Source organism: Actinomadura kijaniata NBRC 14229 (assembly GCF_001552175.1).
GTDB lineage: Bacteria > Actinomycetota > Actinomycetes > Streptosporangiales > Streptosporangiaceae > Spirillospora > Spirillospora kijaniata.
Genome location: NZ_BCQR01000079.1, coordinates 1 through 14560 on the forward strand (window position 1 = coordinate 1; position 14560 = coordinate 14560).

At 73.5% G+C, this 14560-nt stretch carries 14 protein-coding genes and 1 pseudogene; 4 read left to right on the plus strand and 11 right to left on the minus strand.

Going from position 1 to position 14560, the window contains the following annotated elements:
* Nucleotides 1-836: MFS transporter (locus AKI01S_RS24275; protein ID WP_067822423.1), on the minus strand; the 836-nt coding region annotated here is incomplete at its 3' end.
* 99 nt (nt 837-935) lie between these two features.
* Here AKI01S_RS24275 and AKI01S_RS24280 point away from each other — a divergent pair.
* Both AKI01S_RS24280 and AKI01S_RS24285 read left to right on the plus strand, forming a co-directional pair.
* On the plus strand, nt 936-1259 hold the full coding sequence (locus AKI01S_RS24280) for an ArsR/SmtB family transcription factor (RefSeq protein ID WP_067822426.1): 324 nt from the start codon (nt 936-938) through the stop codon (nt 1257-1259).
* A gap of 274 nt (nt 1260-1533) precedes the next feature.
* Complete coding sequence (locus tag AKI01S_RS24285; RefSeq protein WP_157420096.1) at nt 1534-1812, plus strand: hypothetical protein; 279 nt, start codon at nt 1534-1536, stop codon at nt 1810-1812.
* Here the strand turns inward: AKI01S_RS24285 and AKI01S_RS24290 are convergent.
* The 8 genes and pseudogenes from AKI01S_RS24290 to AKI01S_RS24325 all read right to left on the minus strand — a co-directional run bounded on the left by AKI01S_RS24290 (nt 1799) and on the right by AKI01S_RS24325 (nt 9562).
* Nucleotides 1799-2704: a hypothetical protein gene (locus AKI01S_RS24290; RefSeq protein WP_067822431.1), complete on the minus strand. Its 906-nt coding sequence runs from the start codon at nt 2702-2704 to the stop codon at nt 1799-1801. The two genes, AKI01S_RS24285 and AKI01S_RS24290, sit on opposite strands and share 14 nt — an antisense overlap.
* Nucleotides 2701-3234: an RNA polymerase sigma factor gene (locus AKI01S_RS24295; protein WP_067822434.1), complete on the minus strand. Its 534-nt coding sequence runs from the start codon at nt 3232-3234 to the stop codon at nt 2701-2703. Before AKI01S_RS24295 ends, AKI01S_RS24290 begins: the two co-directional genes overlap by 4 nt.
* Before the next feature lie 74 nt (nt 3235-3308).
* Nucleotides 3309-5669: an HAD-IC family P-type ATPase gene (locus AKI01S_RS24300; RefSeq protein ID WP_067822437.1), complete on the minus strand. Its 2361-nt coding sequence runs from the start codon at nt 5667-5669 to the stop codon at nt 3309-3311.
* A gap of 248 nt (nt 5670-5917) precedes the next feature.
* Nucleotides 5918-6943 (minus strand): annotated as a pseudogene (gene plsX / locus AKI01S_RS24305) (phosphate acyltransferase PlsX); the annotation flags it as partial.
* Between the two features lie 115 nt (nt 6944-7058).
* Nucleotides 7059-7475: a hypothetical protein gene (locus tag AKI01S_RS24310; RefSeq protein WP_245681758.1), complete on the minus strand. Its 417-nt coding sequence runs from the start codon at nt 7473-7475 to the stop codon at nt 7059-7061.
* Nucleotides 7476-7557: 82 nt separating this feature from the next.
* On the minus strand, nt 7558-7986 hold the full coding sequence (locus AKI01S_RS24315) for a hypothetical protein (RefSeq protein ID WP_245681759.1): 429 nt from the start codon (nt 7984-7986) through the stop codon (nt 7558-7560).
* Nucleotides 7983-8843, minus strand: a complete 861-nt coding sequence (locus tag AKI01S_RS24320; protein WP_157420098.1) for an alpha/beta fold hydrolase — start codon at nt 8841-8843, stop codon at nt 7983-7985. The genes AKI01S_RS24315 and AKI01S_RS24320 overlap by 4 nt, the downstream gene beginning before the upstream one ends.
* Nucleotides 8840-9562: a DUF998 domain-containing protein gene (locus tag AKI01S_RS24325; RefSeq protein WP_084000184.1), complete on the minus strand. Its 723-nt coding sequence runs from the start codon at nt 9560-9562 to the stop codon at nt 8840-8842. The genes AKI01S_RS24320 and AKI01S_RS24325 overlap by 4 nt, the downstream gene beginning before the upstream one ends.
* Nucleotides 9563-9954: 392 nt before the next feature.
* Here AKI01S_RS24325 and AKI01S_RS24330 point away from each other — a divergent pair, with 392 nt between their 5' ends.
* Nucleotides 9955-11268, plus strand: a complete 1314-nt coding sequence (locus AKI01S_RS24330; RefSeq protein ID WP_174567414.1) for a KamA family radical SAM protein — start codon at nt 9955-9957, stop codon at nt 11266-11268.
* A gap of 36 nt (nt 11269-11304) precedes the next feature.
* On the opposite strand, the gene AKI01S_RS24335 is transcribed toward AKI01S_RS24330, so the two are convergent.
* Nucleotides 11305-12492, minus strand: coding sequence for an MFS transporter (locus tag AKI01S_RS24335; RefSeq protein ID WP_067822443.1), 1188 nt, complete (start codon nt 12490-12492; stop codon nt 11305-11307).
* Between the two features lie 46 nt (nt 12493-12538).
* Here AKI01S_RS24335 and AKI01S_RS24340 point away from each other — a divergent pair, with 46 nt between their 5' ends.
* Nucleotides 12539-13558 (plus strand): ArsR/SmtB family transcription factor, encoded by a 1020-nt coding sequence (locus AKI01S_RS24340; protein WP_067822446.1) that lies wholly within the window; start codon nt 12539-12541, stop codon nt 13556-13558.
* Here AKI01S_RS24340 and AKI01S_RS24345 read toward each other — a convergent pair.
* A complete protein-coding gene (locus AKI01S_RS24345) occupies nt 13537-14511 on the minus strand; it encodes a DUF5954 family protein (protein ID WP_067822449.1) in 975 nt (324 codons plus the stop codon). The two genes, AKI01S_RS24340 and AKI01S_RS24345, sit on opposite strands and share 22 nt — an antisense overlap.
* Nucleotides 14512-14560 lie beyond the last annotated feature (49 nt).

The window sequence follows — 14560 nt, forward strand, 5'->3', positions numbered from 1 at the left end:
CCGGCCGTCAGCGCCGTGAGCGCCGCCGCCAGCACGGCCCGCCCGCCGCGCGCGTCCACGGCGCGGCCCGCGACCGCGACGCCGACCACGCTCGCCAGCCCCGACACCGCCATCACGACCGTCAGCCCGCGCCCGGTCACGTCCGCGGCCTCGGCCAGCAGCGGCGCGATGTAGGTGATCGTCGTGAACGCCCCGGCCATCGCCAGCGCGGTGGTGGCCAGCAGCGCGGCCAGGCGGGGCCGGGCCGCCAGCGCGAGCCGTTCCCGCAGCGTCAGCGTCGCCGGGATCCGGACGGACGGCAGCAGCACCGCCACGCCCGCCGCGGCGGCCAGCCCCACGCCGGTGACCAGCCAGAACACCCCGCTCGCTCCGACGGCCTGCGCCAGCAGCGTCCCGACCGGAACGCCGACCAGCCCGGCGGCGCTGAGCCCGCCCATGACCAGCGCCAGCGCCCGGCCCATCCGGTCGGGCGGGCTGAGGGTGACGGCCGTCGCGGAGGCGGTCGGCAGGAACAGGGCCGCGCCCAGCGCGGCCACCACGCGGGAGGCCATCATCAGCGGGTAGTCCGCCGCGACCGCCGAGAGGGCGTTCCCGGCGCTGAAGACCACCAGCGTCCCGGCCAGCACGACCCGGCGGTCCCAGCGCGCGGTCGCCGTCGCCAGCACGGGCGCGGCCAGCGCGTAGACCAGCGTGAACACGGTGACGAGCTGCCCGGCGGCGGCGAGCGAGACGTCCAGGCGCGCCGCCAGCTCCGGCAGGATCGGCGCGATCACGAACCCGTCGACGCCGATGGCGAACGCGCCCGCGGCGAGCACGAGCAGTCGGGGGGAGGGCATGCGGAGACTCCTTCGAAACTTCGAGAACTTTGGAAATAAGAGTCCAGCACACTGCTCGCCGTATTTCAACGATTCTCGAAACACGGGTAGGTTGGAGCCATGCGCGAGCTGCACCACCCCGCCGCCGACGAGATCGACCTGAGCGCCGTGCTGTTCGCCCTGGCCGACCCCGTCCGCCGCGGGCTGGTCGCCGGGCTCGCCGACGGCGCCGAGGCCGGGACGGGCGACTGCGCCGGGGACCTGCCCCCCTCCACCGCCTCCCACCACTTCAAGACCCTGCGGGAGGCCGGGGTCACCCGCACCCGCGTCGCGGGCACCCGCCGCCTGGTCTCCCTGCGCCGCGACGACCTGGAGACCCGCTTCCCCGGCCTGCTCGACACGATCCTGCGGGCCGACCGGGAGCCCCCGGTCAGACGCGGGTGACCTTCATGGCTCCCGGGGGTGCCGCGCGGGCCCTGGACGTTCACCGAGCGGAACCACGAGAGCCCGTCCGGCCGCCCCGGTCATCGGCGTTCGCGGATCTGTCTGGCGCTGGTGGTCGTGTCCGCCGTCCTCGGCGCCCTCTCCGCGGTCAGGGTGATGGCGGGGGAAGGCCGGATGTCGGGGAGGGGGCGGCGACGTAGGTCGCTGGAGGGGGAATATCCGGTTCCATGGGTATGAAAGTGAACAGAACGGGAACCGGATCCGGGTGTTCACGATGAAACAGCAACCACTGCGTGTTCCGCCGATCAGCCGTGCCACGGCGCGGCGGGCCGCATGGGCGGCCGCGGCGCTCGGGCTCGTCACGGCCGCCATGCTCGTGCTGCTGGTCGGGGGGACGCTCGGCTGGATCGAGGGCGCGAACGGGTTCGTGCACGCCCTGCTGGCGATCGCGATCGTGCCGGGGGCGCTGCTGACGTTCTTCGGCGCGTGGGTGGCGACCCACGCCCGCCATCGCCACCCCACGCGCCGGGACCGCCCTTTCAGCCGCCCGTGAGGTGCTTTCTGACCCCGTAGGGATCCATCCGGGCGGGGTCGCTCTTCTCCGGGTCGCCGGGGCGTTCCTTGACGAGGATGACGACGGCGTCGGAGCTGTAGGGCCACACGCGCATGACGGGCCGGTTGCCGATCGGCTTCCACGCCAGGGACGGCAACCGCATCGACTCCCCGCCGCCGGGATTCGTCCTGCCGATCGCGTAGTGGGCCTTCAGCCCCTTGTTGTGCACGAGCCGCAGGACCGACCGCAGATCACGGCTTCCCAGCGGCTGCATCCAGGGAACGATGTAGCGGCTCGACTGGGAGGAGATGGTGTCGGCGTACGGCTCACCGGACCGGGCCCGGCGGCCGAGCTGGATGAGCAGGCGGTCGCCGGGAAGGGCGTTGCTGATGCGCACCCGCATCGGGCAGGCGTTCCCGCCCTTCGGGCACGGGGTGACGGAGATGTCGATCTGCCGGTCGGCGGGGGCGTTCGGGGCCCCGCCACCGCCCTTCGCGAAGACGCGGCGCTCGTTGCCCGGCGAGACCGGCGTGATGAACAGCCGCACGTCCAGCTCGAACTTCGCGAACGCCTCCCGGAACCTCCGCTGGTCGGCGAACGCGTCCTTGACGCTGACCTCGTAGGTGTCGTCCCGCTTCTCGATGGCGACGGCCGCGTTGGCATAGCTGCGCACGGGGTCGTCGCCGACCACGTTCAGCGCGACCGGTCCGACCACCACCGCCGCCGTCGCCAGGGCGACCCCCAGCACCAGCCGGAAGCGCGGCCTGCGGCGGGGAGCGTCCGCCGCGGACTCCTCCGTCAGGATCGCGCGCAGCAGTTCCCGGTCGCCCTTCACCGTGACCTGCTCGTCGCGAACGGGTGAGAGCCCGGCCACCACGTCGTCGACGCTCATGTCAAAGCTCCTTTCTCCGCGACGAGCCGGGCGGCCCGCGCGTCATCCACCCCGGCGGCCCGTAGCGCGCGGGCGAACCGCTTGCGGGCCCGGTGCAGCCGGATGCTCACCGCGTTCCGCGAGCACCCGAGCACCCTGGCGATCTCCGGGACCGCCAGTCCCTCCCACGCGACCAGCGACAGCAGCTCCCGGTCGGCCTCGGGCAGCCTGCGGAACACGTCCACGACCGTCGACCCGCCCGGCTCGTGCCGCACGGGCACGGCGGCGAGCTCGGCCCGCAGCGCGGCGGTCCGCAACGCGTGCCGCTGCTCGCCGCGCCGGTGGTTGGCCAGCACCCGGCGCGCCGCGCCGTACAGCCACAGCCGCGCGTCGTCGCCCTCCGGCAGCTCGTCGGCCCGCCGCCATGCGACGGCGAACGTCTCGGCGACGACGTCGGCCGCGTCGTCCGCCGACGCGCACCGCCGCAGCGCGTACCCGAGAAGCGGCCGGAAGTTCCGCTCGTACAGCTCGGCGAACTCGTCCTCATCCACACCGGCACCCCACGTCGTGGATCCTCTCGAACGGTGTCATGTCACCCGTCCATGTCCACGACGCCGAAGATCTTTCACTCCCGCCGGCGGGAGAGGAACCAGCGGTCCAGGCGCAGCGCCACCACCAGCAGCAGGCCCGCCAGGACCGCGATGCCCAGCGCCACCAGGGCGTTGTGCAGGTTGTCGGGGTACAGGGCGAAGAACACGCGCAGATCCGGCACCGCCAGCACGACCAGGAACACCGCGCCCATCGCGACGACCATGCCGAGCCGCCACCAGTTCCACGGGCGGGCGATCAGCAGCAGCACCCACAGCGCCAGCAGGAACAGCGACAGCGCCGCCGTCGAGGAGTCCTCGGCGAACCGGGTCCGCGGGTTCTCCGTCGCCAGCAGGTAGCCCGCGAACGTCGCCACCCCGCACGCCAGGCCCGCCGGGACCGCGAAGCGCAGCACGCGCGGCACGAAGCCGGGCCGGGCGCGTTCCAGGTTCGGGGCCAGCGCCAGGAAGAACGCCGGGACGCCGATGGTCAGCGTGCTGATCAGCGTCAGGTGCCGGGGCAGGAACGGGAACCGCACGTGCACCAGCCCGACCAGCACCGCCAGGATGATCGAGTAGACGGTCTTGGTGAGGAACAGGTTGGCGACGCGCTCGATGTTGCCGAGCACGCGGCGGCCCTCGCCGACCACGTGGGGGAGCGTGGCGAAGCTGTTGTCCAGCAGCACGATCTGCGCGACGGCGCGGGTCGCGCCGCTGCCCGAGCCCATCGCCACGCCCAGGTCGGCGTCCTTGAGGGCGAGGACGTCGTTGACGCCGTCGCCGGTCATCGCGACCGTGTGCCCCCTGCCCTGCAACGCCTTGACCATCTGCCGCTTCTGCCGCGGGCTGACCCGCCCGAACACCGAGTTGCCCTCCAGCACCCTCCCCATCTCGCGCGGGCCGGACGGCAGGGTGCGGGCGTCCACCGGGTGGTCGGCCCCGGGCAGGTCCAGCGCCCGGGCGATCGCGCCGACCGAGGCGGGGTCGTCGCCGGAGATGACCTTGACGGCGACGCCCTGCTCGGCGAAGTACGCCAGGGTCGCCGGGGCCTCGGCCCGCAGCCGCTGCCGCAGCGCCACCAGCGCGGCGGGCTCGGCGTCCGCGGTCGCCTCCGGCGCGTCCGGCTCCGTGAGCGCCCCCGCCGGGACCCGCGCCAGCGCCAGCACCCGCAGCCCGGTCGCGCCCAGCTCCTCGGCCCGCTCCCGGAACGGGTCGCCGGGCCCCAGCAGCGCGTCCGCCGCCCCGAGCACCCACGCGCCCTCGCCCGCGAACTCCATCCCGCTCCACTTGCGCGCCGACGAGAACGGCACCGCGCCCGCGACCTTCCAGCCGGGGTCGGGCGCGTCCAGGCCCCGCCGGACGGCCAGCATCGTCGCGTTCGGGTCCGGGTCCCCGGCGGCCAGCGCGGCGAGCGCCTCGCGGGCGGGCAGCGCGTCGTCCAGCACCACGACCCGGTCCAGGTCCATGCCGGGCTCGGTGAGCGTGCCGGTCTTGTCCACGCACAGCACGTCCACCCGCGCCAAGCCCTCGATGGCGGGCAGCTCGTTGACCAGGGCCCCGCGCCGCCCCAGCCGCACGACGCCCACGGCGAACGCGATGCTGGTCATCAGCACCAGCCCCTCGGGGACCATCGTGACGACCCCGGCGACCGCGCCGACCACCGCGTCCGACACGTCCCGGGCCGCCGTGAACTGGCTGACGAACAGCAGGACCGAGGTCGGGACGATCAGCCAGGTGACGTACTTGAGGAACCGGTCGATGCCCTCCATCAGCTCCGACCGCGACAGCGTGAACCGGCTGGCCTCCTCCACCAGCCGCGCGGCGTACGCCTCGCGCCCCACCCTCTCGGCCGTGAACGTCCCGCCGCCCGCCACCACGAAGCTGCCCGACCGCAGCGGGTCGCCGGGGCCCTTGTGCACGGGGTCGGCCTCGCCGGTCAGCAGCGACTCGTCCACCTCCAGGCCCCGGGAGTCCACCACCGGGCCGTCCACCGGGATCCTGTCGCCGGTGCCGAGGACGATCAGGTCGCCGAGCACGACGGCCCGCTGGGAGATCTCTTGGACCGTTCCAGTGCGCCGTACGCGCACCGGGGTCTCGCCGACCACCGCGAGCCGGTCCAGGGTGCGCTTGGCGCGCAGCTCCTGGATCACGCCGATGGCCGAGTTGGCGACGATGATCCCGCCGAACAGGCCGTCCGGCCACTCCCCGAAGATCATCACCAGCACGAACAGCGTGCCGATGAGCGCGTTGAAGCGGGTGAGGATGTTCGCCCGCAGGATCTCGCCCACCGAACGGCTGGACCGCCGCGGCACGTCGTTGGTGCGGCCCGCCGCCACCCGCGCGCGTACCTGCGCCGCGGTCAGACCGCGCGCCCCCGTTGCGTCGTCTGTCTGCGTCACGTTGCCCCCGAACGTCGATCTTCCCCGGGGACGGAGGGGGCAATCCCGGCTCAGCCCGGCGGAGGCTCCACGGGCTCGGGTTCGGCGGGCCTCTCCTCGGCGGCGGGCTCGGCGGGCTTCTCGACGGCCTTCGCCGGAGCCTTCTCCAGAGCCTTCACCGGGGCCTTCTCGGCGGCCTCGCCCTCCTCCGGTCCCTCGACCGGCCTCTCGGCCTGCTTGTCGTTCTGCCGGTCCTTGTCGTCGCCGCCGTGCGTCCACCGGCCGAACCGGGACGTCCGCGTCGCCGCGATCTGCTCCCTGATCCGCTCCACGATCCGCCCGGCGGCCAGCTCGTGGGCCAGCACGCACGCCGACGTGATCGCCCGTGCCCGCGCCGCGCCGTGCGCGATGACGACGGTGCCGTTCAGCCCCAGCAGGACGCCGCCGCCGTAGGTGTCGGAGTCCAGACGCTCGCGCAGCTCCACCAGGCGGCGGCGTTGCAGGAACGCCCCCACCTTGGCGGTCCGGCTCCCGGTCACCGCCTGCTTCATCTCGTGGAAGGCCGTCCGCACGGTGCCCTCCATGGTCTTGAGCGCCACGTTCCCGGTGAACCCGTCGGTGACGATCACGTCCACGATGCCGCGCAGCAGATCGTGGCCCTCCACGTTCCCGGCGAACTCCACCGCGTGGTTCCCCGAGGCCAGCAGCTCGTGGGCGCGTTTGGCCAGCTTGTTGCCCTTGCTGCTCTCGGCGCCGATGTTCAGCAGCCCCACCGACGGCCGCTCCAGCCCCAGCCGGATCTGCGCGTACGCGGTGCCGAGCGCCGCGAACTGCACCAGCGTCTCGGGCTTGACGTCGGCCGTCGCGCCCGCGTCCAGCAGCACCGTCGGCCGGGGGACGGTCGGCAGCGTCACCGCGATCGCCGGGCGCATCACGCCCTGCTGGCCCCGCAGCCGCAGCCGCGCGGTCGCCACCACCCCGGCGGTACTGCCCGCCGACACCAGCGCCGACGCCCGCCCCTGCTTGATCAGGTGGCAGGCGATCGCGATCGACGACTTGGGCTTGCGCCACGAGGCCAGCGCGCCCTCGCCCATGTCCAGGGCCTCGTCGGCGTGCACGATCGGGATCTCGCCCGCCACGCCGAGCCCGTCCAGCGCGCGGCGGATCCGGGGGGCCTGCCCGACCAGCACCAGCGGCACGCCGTGCTCCCGCACCGCCGTCACCGCCCCCGCGATGATCTCCTCGGGGGCGTGGTCGCCGCCCATGGTGTCCACCGCGATCGGCGCGGGGCTCATGGCGACTCCAACTGGGGTGGTGAGGGCGGGGCGCGGCACAGGACGGCTGCTCACCGCATGGTAGGACCTCCCCGGCCATGCCCTGGCAACGGACGGCCAACCACCCCCGGAGCCGCTACTCCTTCGCCTTGCAGTCGGGGCCGAGGCAGGAGGCGTTCTCCACGACGGGACGGCCGTCCACGAGGATCGTGTAGTAGTGGTCCCGCGTGGCCTCCTCGCCGGTGGCGATGACCTGCACGCGCTTGTTCCCGGCGGCCTTGCCGGTGCAGGCGACGCGCATCTTCTCCTTGGTCCAGCCCGGCATGTCCTGGCACGTCAGGCCGGTGTTCAGGGCGACGCCCCGGGCCTGTAGCTCGGCGGTGGCGGCATGCGGGACCGCGCCGCGCAGCTTCGCCTGCGTGGGGTGGCGCAGCTCCTTCACGTCGATGAGGGTGACGTAGACGACGGCGGCGCCCACGCCGACCACCGCCAGCGCGAGCAGCCCGAAGAGCACGGGCTTCCGAGGGACGGACTTCAGAGGGATGGACTTCACGACGGTAGCGTTACCGCCGCGCGGTGCCGCCACGCCCGGACGGGATGGTGTTTTCCGTTGCCCGGACGGGTTCCTTGCGAGATCAAGAACGTTGGCCGCAGCCGAGCCCGAGACAGTCCTGCCGCAGCACCTCACGGCCCCCCACGGTGACCGTGTACCGCTCGCGCGGCCGGTCGCTCTCGGCGTCGTCGACGACCCCCTCGACCCGCACCGGCTCCCCGGAACGCGTCGTGGCCGTGCAGGAGATCCGCACCGTCCCCGGCGGCCCCTCGCGCAGCCACGCGCAGTCGGGACGGCCGGTCAGCGCGATGCCGCGTTCGCCCATCTCGTTGACCACGCCGTCGGTGACGGCGTTGCGGTAGGCCCCCTCGGAGATCCGGGCCATGAGGTCGCACCCGCTCACCAGCACGACCAGCGCCGCCACCAACGCCCCGAGCCGGACCATGCCCTGCCTCCCACGCCCCTCCGGCGGGCTCACGCCCTGCCTCCCGCCCGCCTCCGGGGCGCTCACGCCGCCTCCTGGAGCACGCGGGCCACCGCGTCGGCGACCGCGTCGGGGCGGTCGAGCTGCACCATGTGCAGCGTGTCCGGCAGGATCACGTGCTCGCCCCGCGGGCTCATCGCCGCCAGTCGGGCGTGGTCCTCGACCCACTTCTGCGCGTCCTCGGGGTCGGAGGCGTCGCCGAGCGCGGTCAGCACGACCAGCGGGATCGGCGGGAACGGCAGCCGTCCGCGCAGCGCCTCCAGGTCGGCGGCCATCTCCCGGTAGGCGAGCTCCTCGGCCAGGACCGTGCCGAGGACCGTGCCGCGCCCGTACACCGACCGCACGACCTCGCCGTCCACCGGCTCGTCGCGGCGGCTGGTGAAGCGCATGACGATCCGGCGGCCCAGCGGCCCGAGCAGCCGCGCGGCCCGGGTGACGTTCAGAAGGTGGCCCGCCGCGCGCGTCGCGCCCGTCGCCGCCGCCGCGATGCGGAACGATGGGCACGCCAGCCGCCGTTCGTAGCTGGGATCGACCAGCACCATCCCGGCGACCAGCTCCGGATGGACGCGGGCCAGCGCCTCGACGTGGAACCCGGCCATCGAGTGCGCCAGCAGCACCACCGGCGGGCCCGCCCACCGCGCCAGGTCGGCCAGCAGGCGGATCTCGCGGCGCAGGCTCGGCGGGGCCTTCCCGGCGGGGCTCAGCCCGAGGCCCGGCCGGTCGAACGCGATCACGCGGTGCCCGGCGTTCAGCAGCTCCACCGACGGCTGCCAGTCGAACCAGGCGCTGCCCAGCCCCGAGGTCAGCAGCAGCGGCGGCGCGGCGCCGGGCCGCCCCGTCTCCACCACGTGCACCTGCTCGTCCCCGGCGTCCACGATCGTCACGACGCCTCCCGGGCGGTCTGCGGCGGACGCGACCGGGCCTCCCGGCGGCGCCGGTCGGCCCACAGCGCCCACGCGACCGTCACCAGGCCCAGCACCAGCACGCTGATCTGCACCCGCTGGATGATGCCGAGCCACCGGCCCAGCAGCATCGCCAGCACCGTGCTCAGCGCGAACACCGTCTCGGCCAGCGCCAGCATCCACCCCCAGCGCGCCAGCGGCGGCCACCAGCCGTACCGGCGCGCGGCGATCGACAGCGTCAGCAGCGCCGCCACCCCGCACGCGATCACCAGGCTGCTGGTCACCGCGTGGAACTGGTGCGAGAACGACACCTCGCCGCTTCGCTCGCGCAGCGCGCACCAGGTCTGGAGGCTCGGCGCGCAGTCCAGCGGGAAGATCGCGTCGCCGATCGCGCACAGCCCGAACAGCGCCAGGAACACCCAGCCGGTCACCGCCCAGCGCCGCCGCCGCAGCGTCAGCAGCGCGGTCACCGCCACCGTGATCGACAGCAGGCCGGTGACGAAGTCGCCGCCGCTGTAGACCAGGTGGGACGGCTGGTTCTCGGCCGACAGCTCGGACACGTAGCCGTTGATGACGTCCAGGTCGGGGCTGAGGAGATGCTCCAGCAGGAAGGTGCTGTAGCTGACCGCGGCCACCACCGCGGCGGCCACGGCGACCAGCGGCGCCCGTCCCGGTCCCGAGTCCTCCTCGACCGAACCCACGGAGCCCCCTCTCGCCGCCCGTCGCCCGCCTTTATGCCTGCTCTACGCCCGTTCCTCTACCTGTCCGACGAGTCGGGGCGCGTTTGCGTCCCGTGACCCTCCACACAGTCTCGCACTGCGATCAGTATCGGCGTACCAGCATAAGGACCGGGTGAGGCCCGCGACCTTCACGACCTGTAATCGTTCTACAAGGGGCGAGCCGCCCGATCCGGAGCTGTAGGGATATGCCCTTACTATCGCTTACCTGCTTCTTTGTAGCCTGTAGAGGGTAACTATTCGGTATTTACCGTCTCCAACCGCTTCAATGGGGGTGGCCCGGGCCAGATTGATCACAGTCCGTGACGGCGCGCCGCCTGGCGCGTCCCCCGCTGACCTTCAAGGAGTACCAACACGTGACACTGGTGAACGACGCGGCTCCCGAAGTGCGATCCACCGGTCGCAAGTTCCGCGCCTTCACGGCGAAGCACCTGGACGAGCTCACCGCTCGCGCCGGTCTCTCGCCCGAGGAGCAGTTGGCCACCCGGGCGGTGGCGACCGTGCTGCCCTTCCGGACCAACGCCTACGTCCTTGAGGAACTCATCGACTGGACCGCGGCGCCCGACGACCCGATCTACCGCCTGGTCTTCCCGCAGCCGGACATGCTGCCGGCCGAGGACGTCGCCGTGCTGTCGGACCTGCTGTGTCGCGAGGCCCCCAAGGCCGAGGTCGAGGCGGCCGCGAACCGGGTGCGGATGAAGCTCAACCCCCACCCCGCCGGCCAGATGGAGCTCAACATCCCGAGCTTCGGCGACGGCAAGGTCCCCGGTCTGCAGCACAAGTACGACGAGACCGTCCTGTACTTCCCCAAGCAGGGGCAGACCTGTCACGCGTACTGCACCTACTGCTTCCGCTGGGCGCAGTTCATCGGCGAACCGGACCTGAAGATGGCCGGCGACGACTCCCACCAGCTGCGCGACTACGTCGCCGCCCACCCGGAGGTCACCTCCGTTCTGATCACCGGCGGCGACGCCATGATCATGGGTGAGTCGGTGCTGCGCCGCTACCTGGAGCCGCTGCTGGAGCTGGAGCAGCTGGAGTCGATCCGCATCGGCACCAAGTCGCTGGCCTACTGGCCGCAGAAGTTCGTGACCGACCCGGACGCCGACGACATGCTGCGCCTGTTCGAGCAGATCGTGGAGTCGGGCAAGAACCTGGCGTTCATGGCCCACTTCTCGCACCCGCGCGAGCTGGAGCCGCTGGTGCTCACCGAGGCGGTCCGCCGCATCCGCGACACCGGCGCGGTCATCCGCACCCAGGCCCCGCTGATCCGGTCGATCAACGACGACCCGAAGATCTGGGAGACCATGTGGCGGACCCAGACCCGCATGGGCATGGTTCCGTACTACATGTTCGTGGAGCGTGACACAGGCCCGCAGGACTACTTCGCGGTCCCGCTGGCCGAGGCCTACGAGATCTTCCGGAACGCCTACAAGAACGTCTCCGGCCTGTCCCGCACGGTCCGCGGCCCGTCCATGTCGGCCACCCCCGGCAAGGTCTGCGTCGACGGCGTGCTGGACCTGTTCGGGGAGAGGGTGTTCCAGCTCCACTTCATCCAGTGCCGCGACGCCGAGCTGGTCAACAAGCCGTTCTTCGCCAAGTACGACCCCGCGGCGATCTGGCTGGACGACCTGAAGCCGGCGTTCGCCGACAGGTTCCCCTGGCAGTAGCGGCCCTCCGGCCCGGGCCGACGGGCGGCGGGGCGGTCACCCGCTCCGCCGCACCAGACACAGCGCCGCCACCACCGACGCCGCCCCGCAGGCCGCCATCACCAGGCCGGGGTCCAGCACGTCGGCCAGCCCGCCCGCCGCGGCCATCGCCGCCCCCTGCCCGCTCATGACCCCGATGGCCGCCAGCCCGAGCGCCTGCCCGCGCACCTCCTCGGGCACCCGGTCGACGAACGGCCGCTGCAACGCCAGCTCGTAGCTCAGCCCGAACGTCGCGACCGCCCCCAGCACGCACGCCGCCACCAGCCCCGGCCGCAGCGCGAACGCCAGCAGCGGCGCCCCCAGCAGCAACGCCAGCGGCAGCGCCAGCCGCTCCCGCCACGCGGGCGCGACGAACCGCCCGACCACCAGGTGCCCGGCGAACATGCCCGCGGACATCGCCGCCATGACCGCCCCCGCCGCGTCCGGCCGCCCGAGCCCGGCCGCGTACGGGACCAGCACGCCCTCCGCGCCGACGGTCAGCGAGATCGGCAGCCACTGGGCCAGCAGCAGGCGCCGCGTCCCGCGGTCGGCCAGCAGCATCCGGTTGGTCCGCAGCGTCTCCCGCACGGCGCCCGTCCCGGCACGCCGCGCCGGACGGTCGGCCATGCCGAACCACGCGAGCGCGGCCGCCGCCAGCGCGCTCCCCGCCACCAGCCACAACGCGCCCTGCGGACGCATGACGGCCAGCAGCAGACCGCTCACGCCGTTGCCCGCGATCTGCGCGACGGCCGAGGTCATGAGGAACAGCGACCGGCCCAGCACGTACGCGTCGCCGGGCAGCAGGCCGGGCAGCAGCGCGTTCGCCGACGCCGTCGCCACCGGCGCGAACAGCCCGATCCCGAACAGCAGCACGATCACCAGGGGCACCGGCAGGTCCACGGCCGCCAGCACCCCGGTCACCCCGAACCGCAGCAGGTGGAACCCGGTCATCAGCGTCCGCGCCGGCACCCGGTCGGCGAGCGCCAGCAGCAGCGTCCCGCCCACCACGTAGGGCAGGAACCCGGCCCCGAACGTGACCGCCGTCGCGAACGCCGACCCGGTCCGTTCGAACACCAGCACCGACAGCGCCAGGATCCGCATGGTGTCGCTCACCACGAGCAACGTCTGGAGGGTGAACAGGACGCGGAACCCGCCCACGCCGAAGACGTCGGCGTACCGGACCCGCGAGGAGGCATCGGTGACCATGCGCGCAACCCTGGGAGAAACGCCGCCGCCCCGCTAACGTTTCGTCATGGCACGAAAGGTCCAGGAGGTCCGGGTAGGACCGCACGACATCGCGGCGAGCCGGTTCGCGATCGCGCCGCTCCACGAGCTGGTCGCCCTGCTCGGCCTGCTCGCCAACCCCGCCCTGGCCGGGCCGATGACCCCGTGGATCACCCGCGTCACCCCCGCCTACCGGCGGATCGCCCGCGACCCGGCCGTCCGCGCCGTGGTCGGCATCTGGCGGCGCGGCGCCTACAACGCCGACTTCCACGCCCCGCCGCCCACCCGCCCGAACATCACGGTCGCCGAGCAGCTGGCGGCGGTCCGCGCGACCCCGCCGGACCTGGCCCGCCGCGAGCTGGCCCGCAACCTCGACGGCCGCACGCTCCCGGATCCCGAGGCCCAGGCCGTCCTGGAGTCCCCCGACGTGGTCGCGCACTTCGCCACGGCCCTCGACCTGGCCTGGCGCACCCTCCTGGAACCCGACTGGCCGGTCCTGCGCGCGATCCTCGACCAGGACCTGCTGTACCGCGCGGGCCGCCTGGCGGCCTACGGCTGGGCCGAGGCCCTGGACGACCTGTCGCCCCGCGTCCGCTGGCGCGCCGCCGACTCGGTGATCGAGGTCCACGGCCTCACGGACGGCCGCGTCGACCTGGGCGGCCGGGGCCTGCTGTTCGTGCCGACGGCGTTCTTCGACCTGGCGGCCCAGCTCGAACCGGCCTGGCCGCGGTCCCTCTGCTACCGGGCCCGGGGCATCGCCACCCTCTGGGAGAGCAGGCCCGGCCCGCCCCCCGAGGCCCTGGCGAACCTGCTGGGACGCTCCCGCGCCGCGATCCTCGCGGCCCTGACCGACCCGGCGACGACGACCTGGCTGTCAGCCCGCCTCGACATGACCCTGGGAGCGGTGGGCGACCACCTGCGGACCCTGCGCGAAGCGGGCCTGGTCACCCGCTCCCGCACCGGCCGCTCGGTCCTCTACACCCGCACGGCCCTCGGCCACGCCCTCGCCACCCGCCCCGACGCCCCTCACGACGGCGGCGGGACGTAGCCGTACCGTTCCTGGTCCGAGGGGCGTGGTGGTTCGGGGCCGTCGGTGCTCAATCGCAGCATCCGCGACACCCGCACCGTGCGGAAGTGACGCCCCGCCACCAGGAAGTCCGGGCCCGGCATCTCCCGCACGCGGTCCGCCGCCCGCCGCCAGGACGCCTGCTCCTCCTCCGTCCCGGGGGAGCCCTGGAACTCGCGCAGCCTCGGCAGCAGCTCGCTGAAGTAGGCCGCCAGCCAGTCGCGCGCGTGGAGCGGGCCGTGGCCGCCGCCGAACGGCTCCCACGAACGCCCGCCGTCCCTGATCTCCACGATCGTGTACTCCGGCGGCAGCAGCACCACCGCCGGGTGCGACCGGACCGCGTGCCGGGCCTCCAGCGCGACCTGCGGCGGGACGCCGCCCGCCGGCGGCAGGTAGGTGACCAGGTTCAGGCGGAGCTGGGCCTCCCACTGGCCCGCCGGGGCCAACGGGTCGATCAGGTGGCCCTCCAGCAGGTGCCGCTCCTTGGGCGGCTCCACGTCGCTGGCGCGCGGCGGCTCCATCCCCGACTTGTTGATCAGGGTGAACCTCTCGATGCGGATCACCCGGTACCGCCGGTCGCCGATCTCCCACTCGTCCTTGGGGACCTGCTCGCCGTCCTCGGGGTCCAGCCGGTCGGCGACCCGGAGCATCGCGCGGACCAGGGCCGGGTCGTGCTCCCGGTCGGAGCCGCGGCGCAGGTGGGCGGCCAGTCCGTAGCGGGCGCTGGCCGGCTCGCACGCCCCGGTGTGGATGATGCGCCACTCGGCGCCGCGCTGCACGGCCAGCGCGAAGTCGGGCGAACCGGCGGGGCAGATCTTGCCGTACTCGCGGATGCGTTCGCCGAGCTCCCGGTCGCGGACGACGGCGTCGGGATCGAGGTCGTCGTAGGCGACCACGTTGATCGCGTCGTAGAAGGGCATCAGGGGGAACGCCATGACGCCATCCTCGCCGAGGACCCGCGCCCCCGCCGGGCGTTCCGGTCGG

Bases quoted from the DNA above. Each gene is read 5' to 3' on its own strand.
- AKI01S_RS24280 (WP_067822426.1), top strand. From the start codon at position 936: ATGCGCGAGCTGCACCACCCCGCCGCCGACGAGATCGACCTGAGCGCC.
- AKI01S_RS24285 (WP_157420096.1), top strand. From the start codon at position 1,534: ATGAAACAGCAACCACTGCGTGTTCCGCCGATCAGCCGTGCCACGGCG.
- AKI01S_RS24290 (WP_067822431.1), bottom strand. From the start codon at position 2,704: ATGAGCGTCGACGACGTGGTGGCCGGGCTCTCACCCGTTCGCGACGAG.
- AKI01S_RS24335 (WP_067822443.1), bottom strand. From the start codon at position 12,492: ATGGTCACCGATGCCTCCTCGCGGGTCCGGTACGCCGACGTCTTCGGC.
- AKI01S_RS24340 (WP_067822446.1), top strand. From the start codon at position 12,539: ATGGCACGAAAGGTCCAGGAGGTCCGGGTAGGACCGCACGACATCGCG.
- AKI01S_RS24345 (WP_067822449.1), bottom strand. From the start codon at position 14,511: ATGGCGTTCCCCCTGATGCCCTTCTACGACGCGATCAACGTGGTCGCC.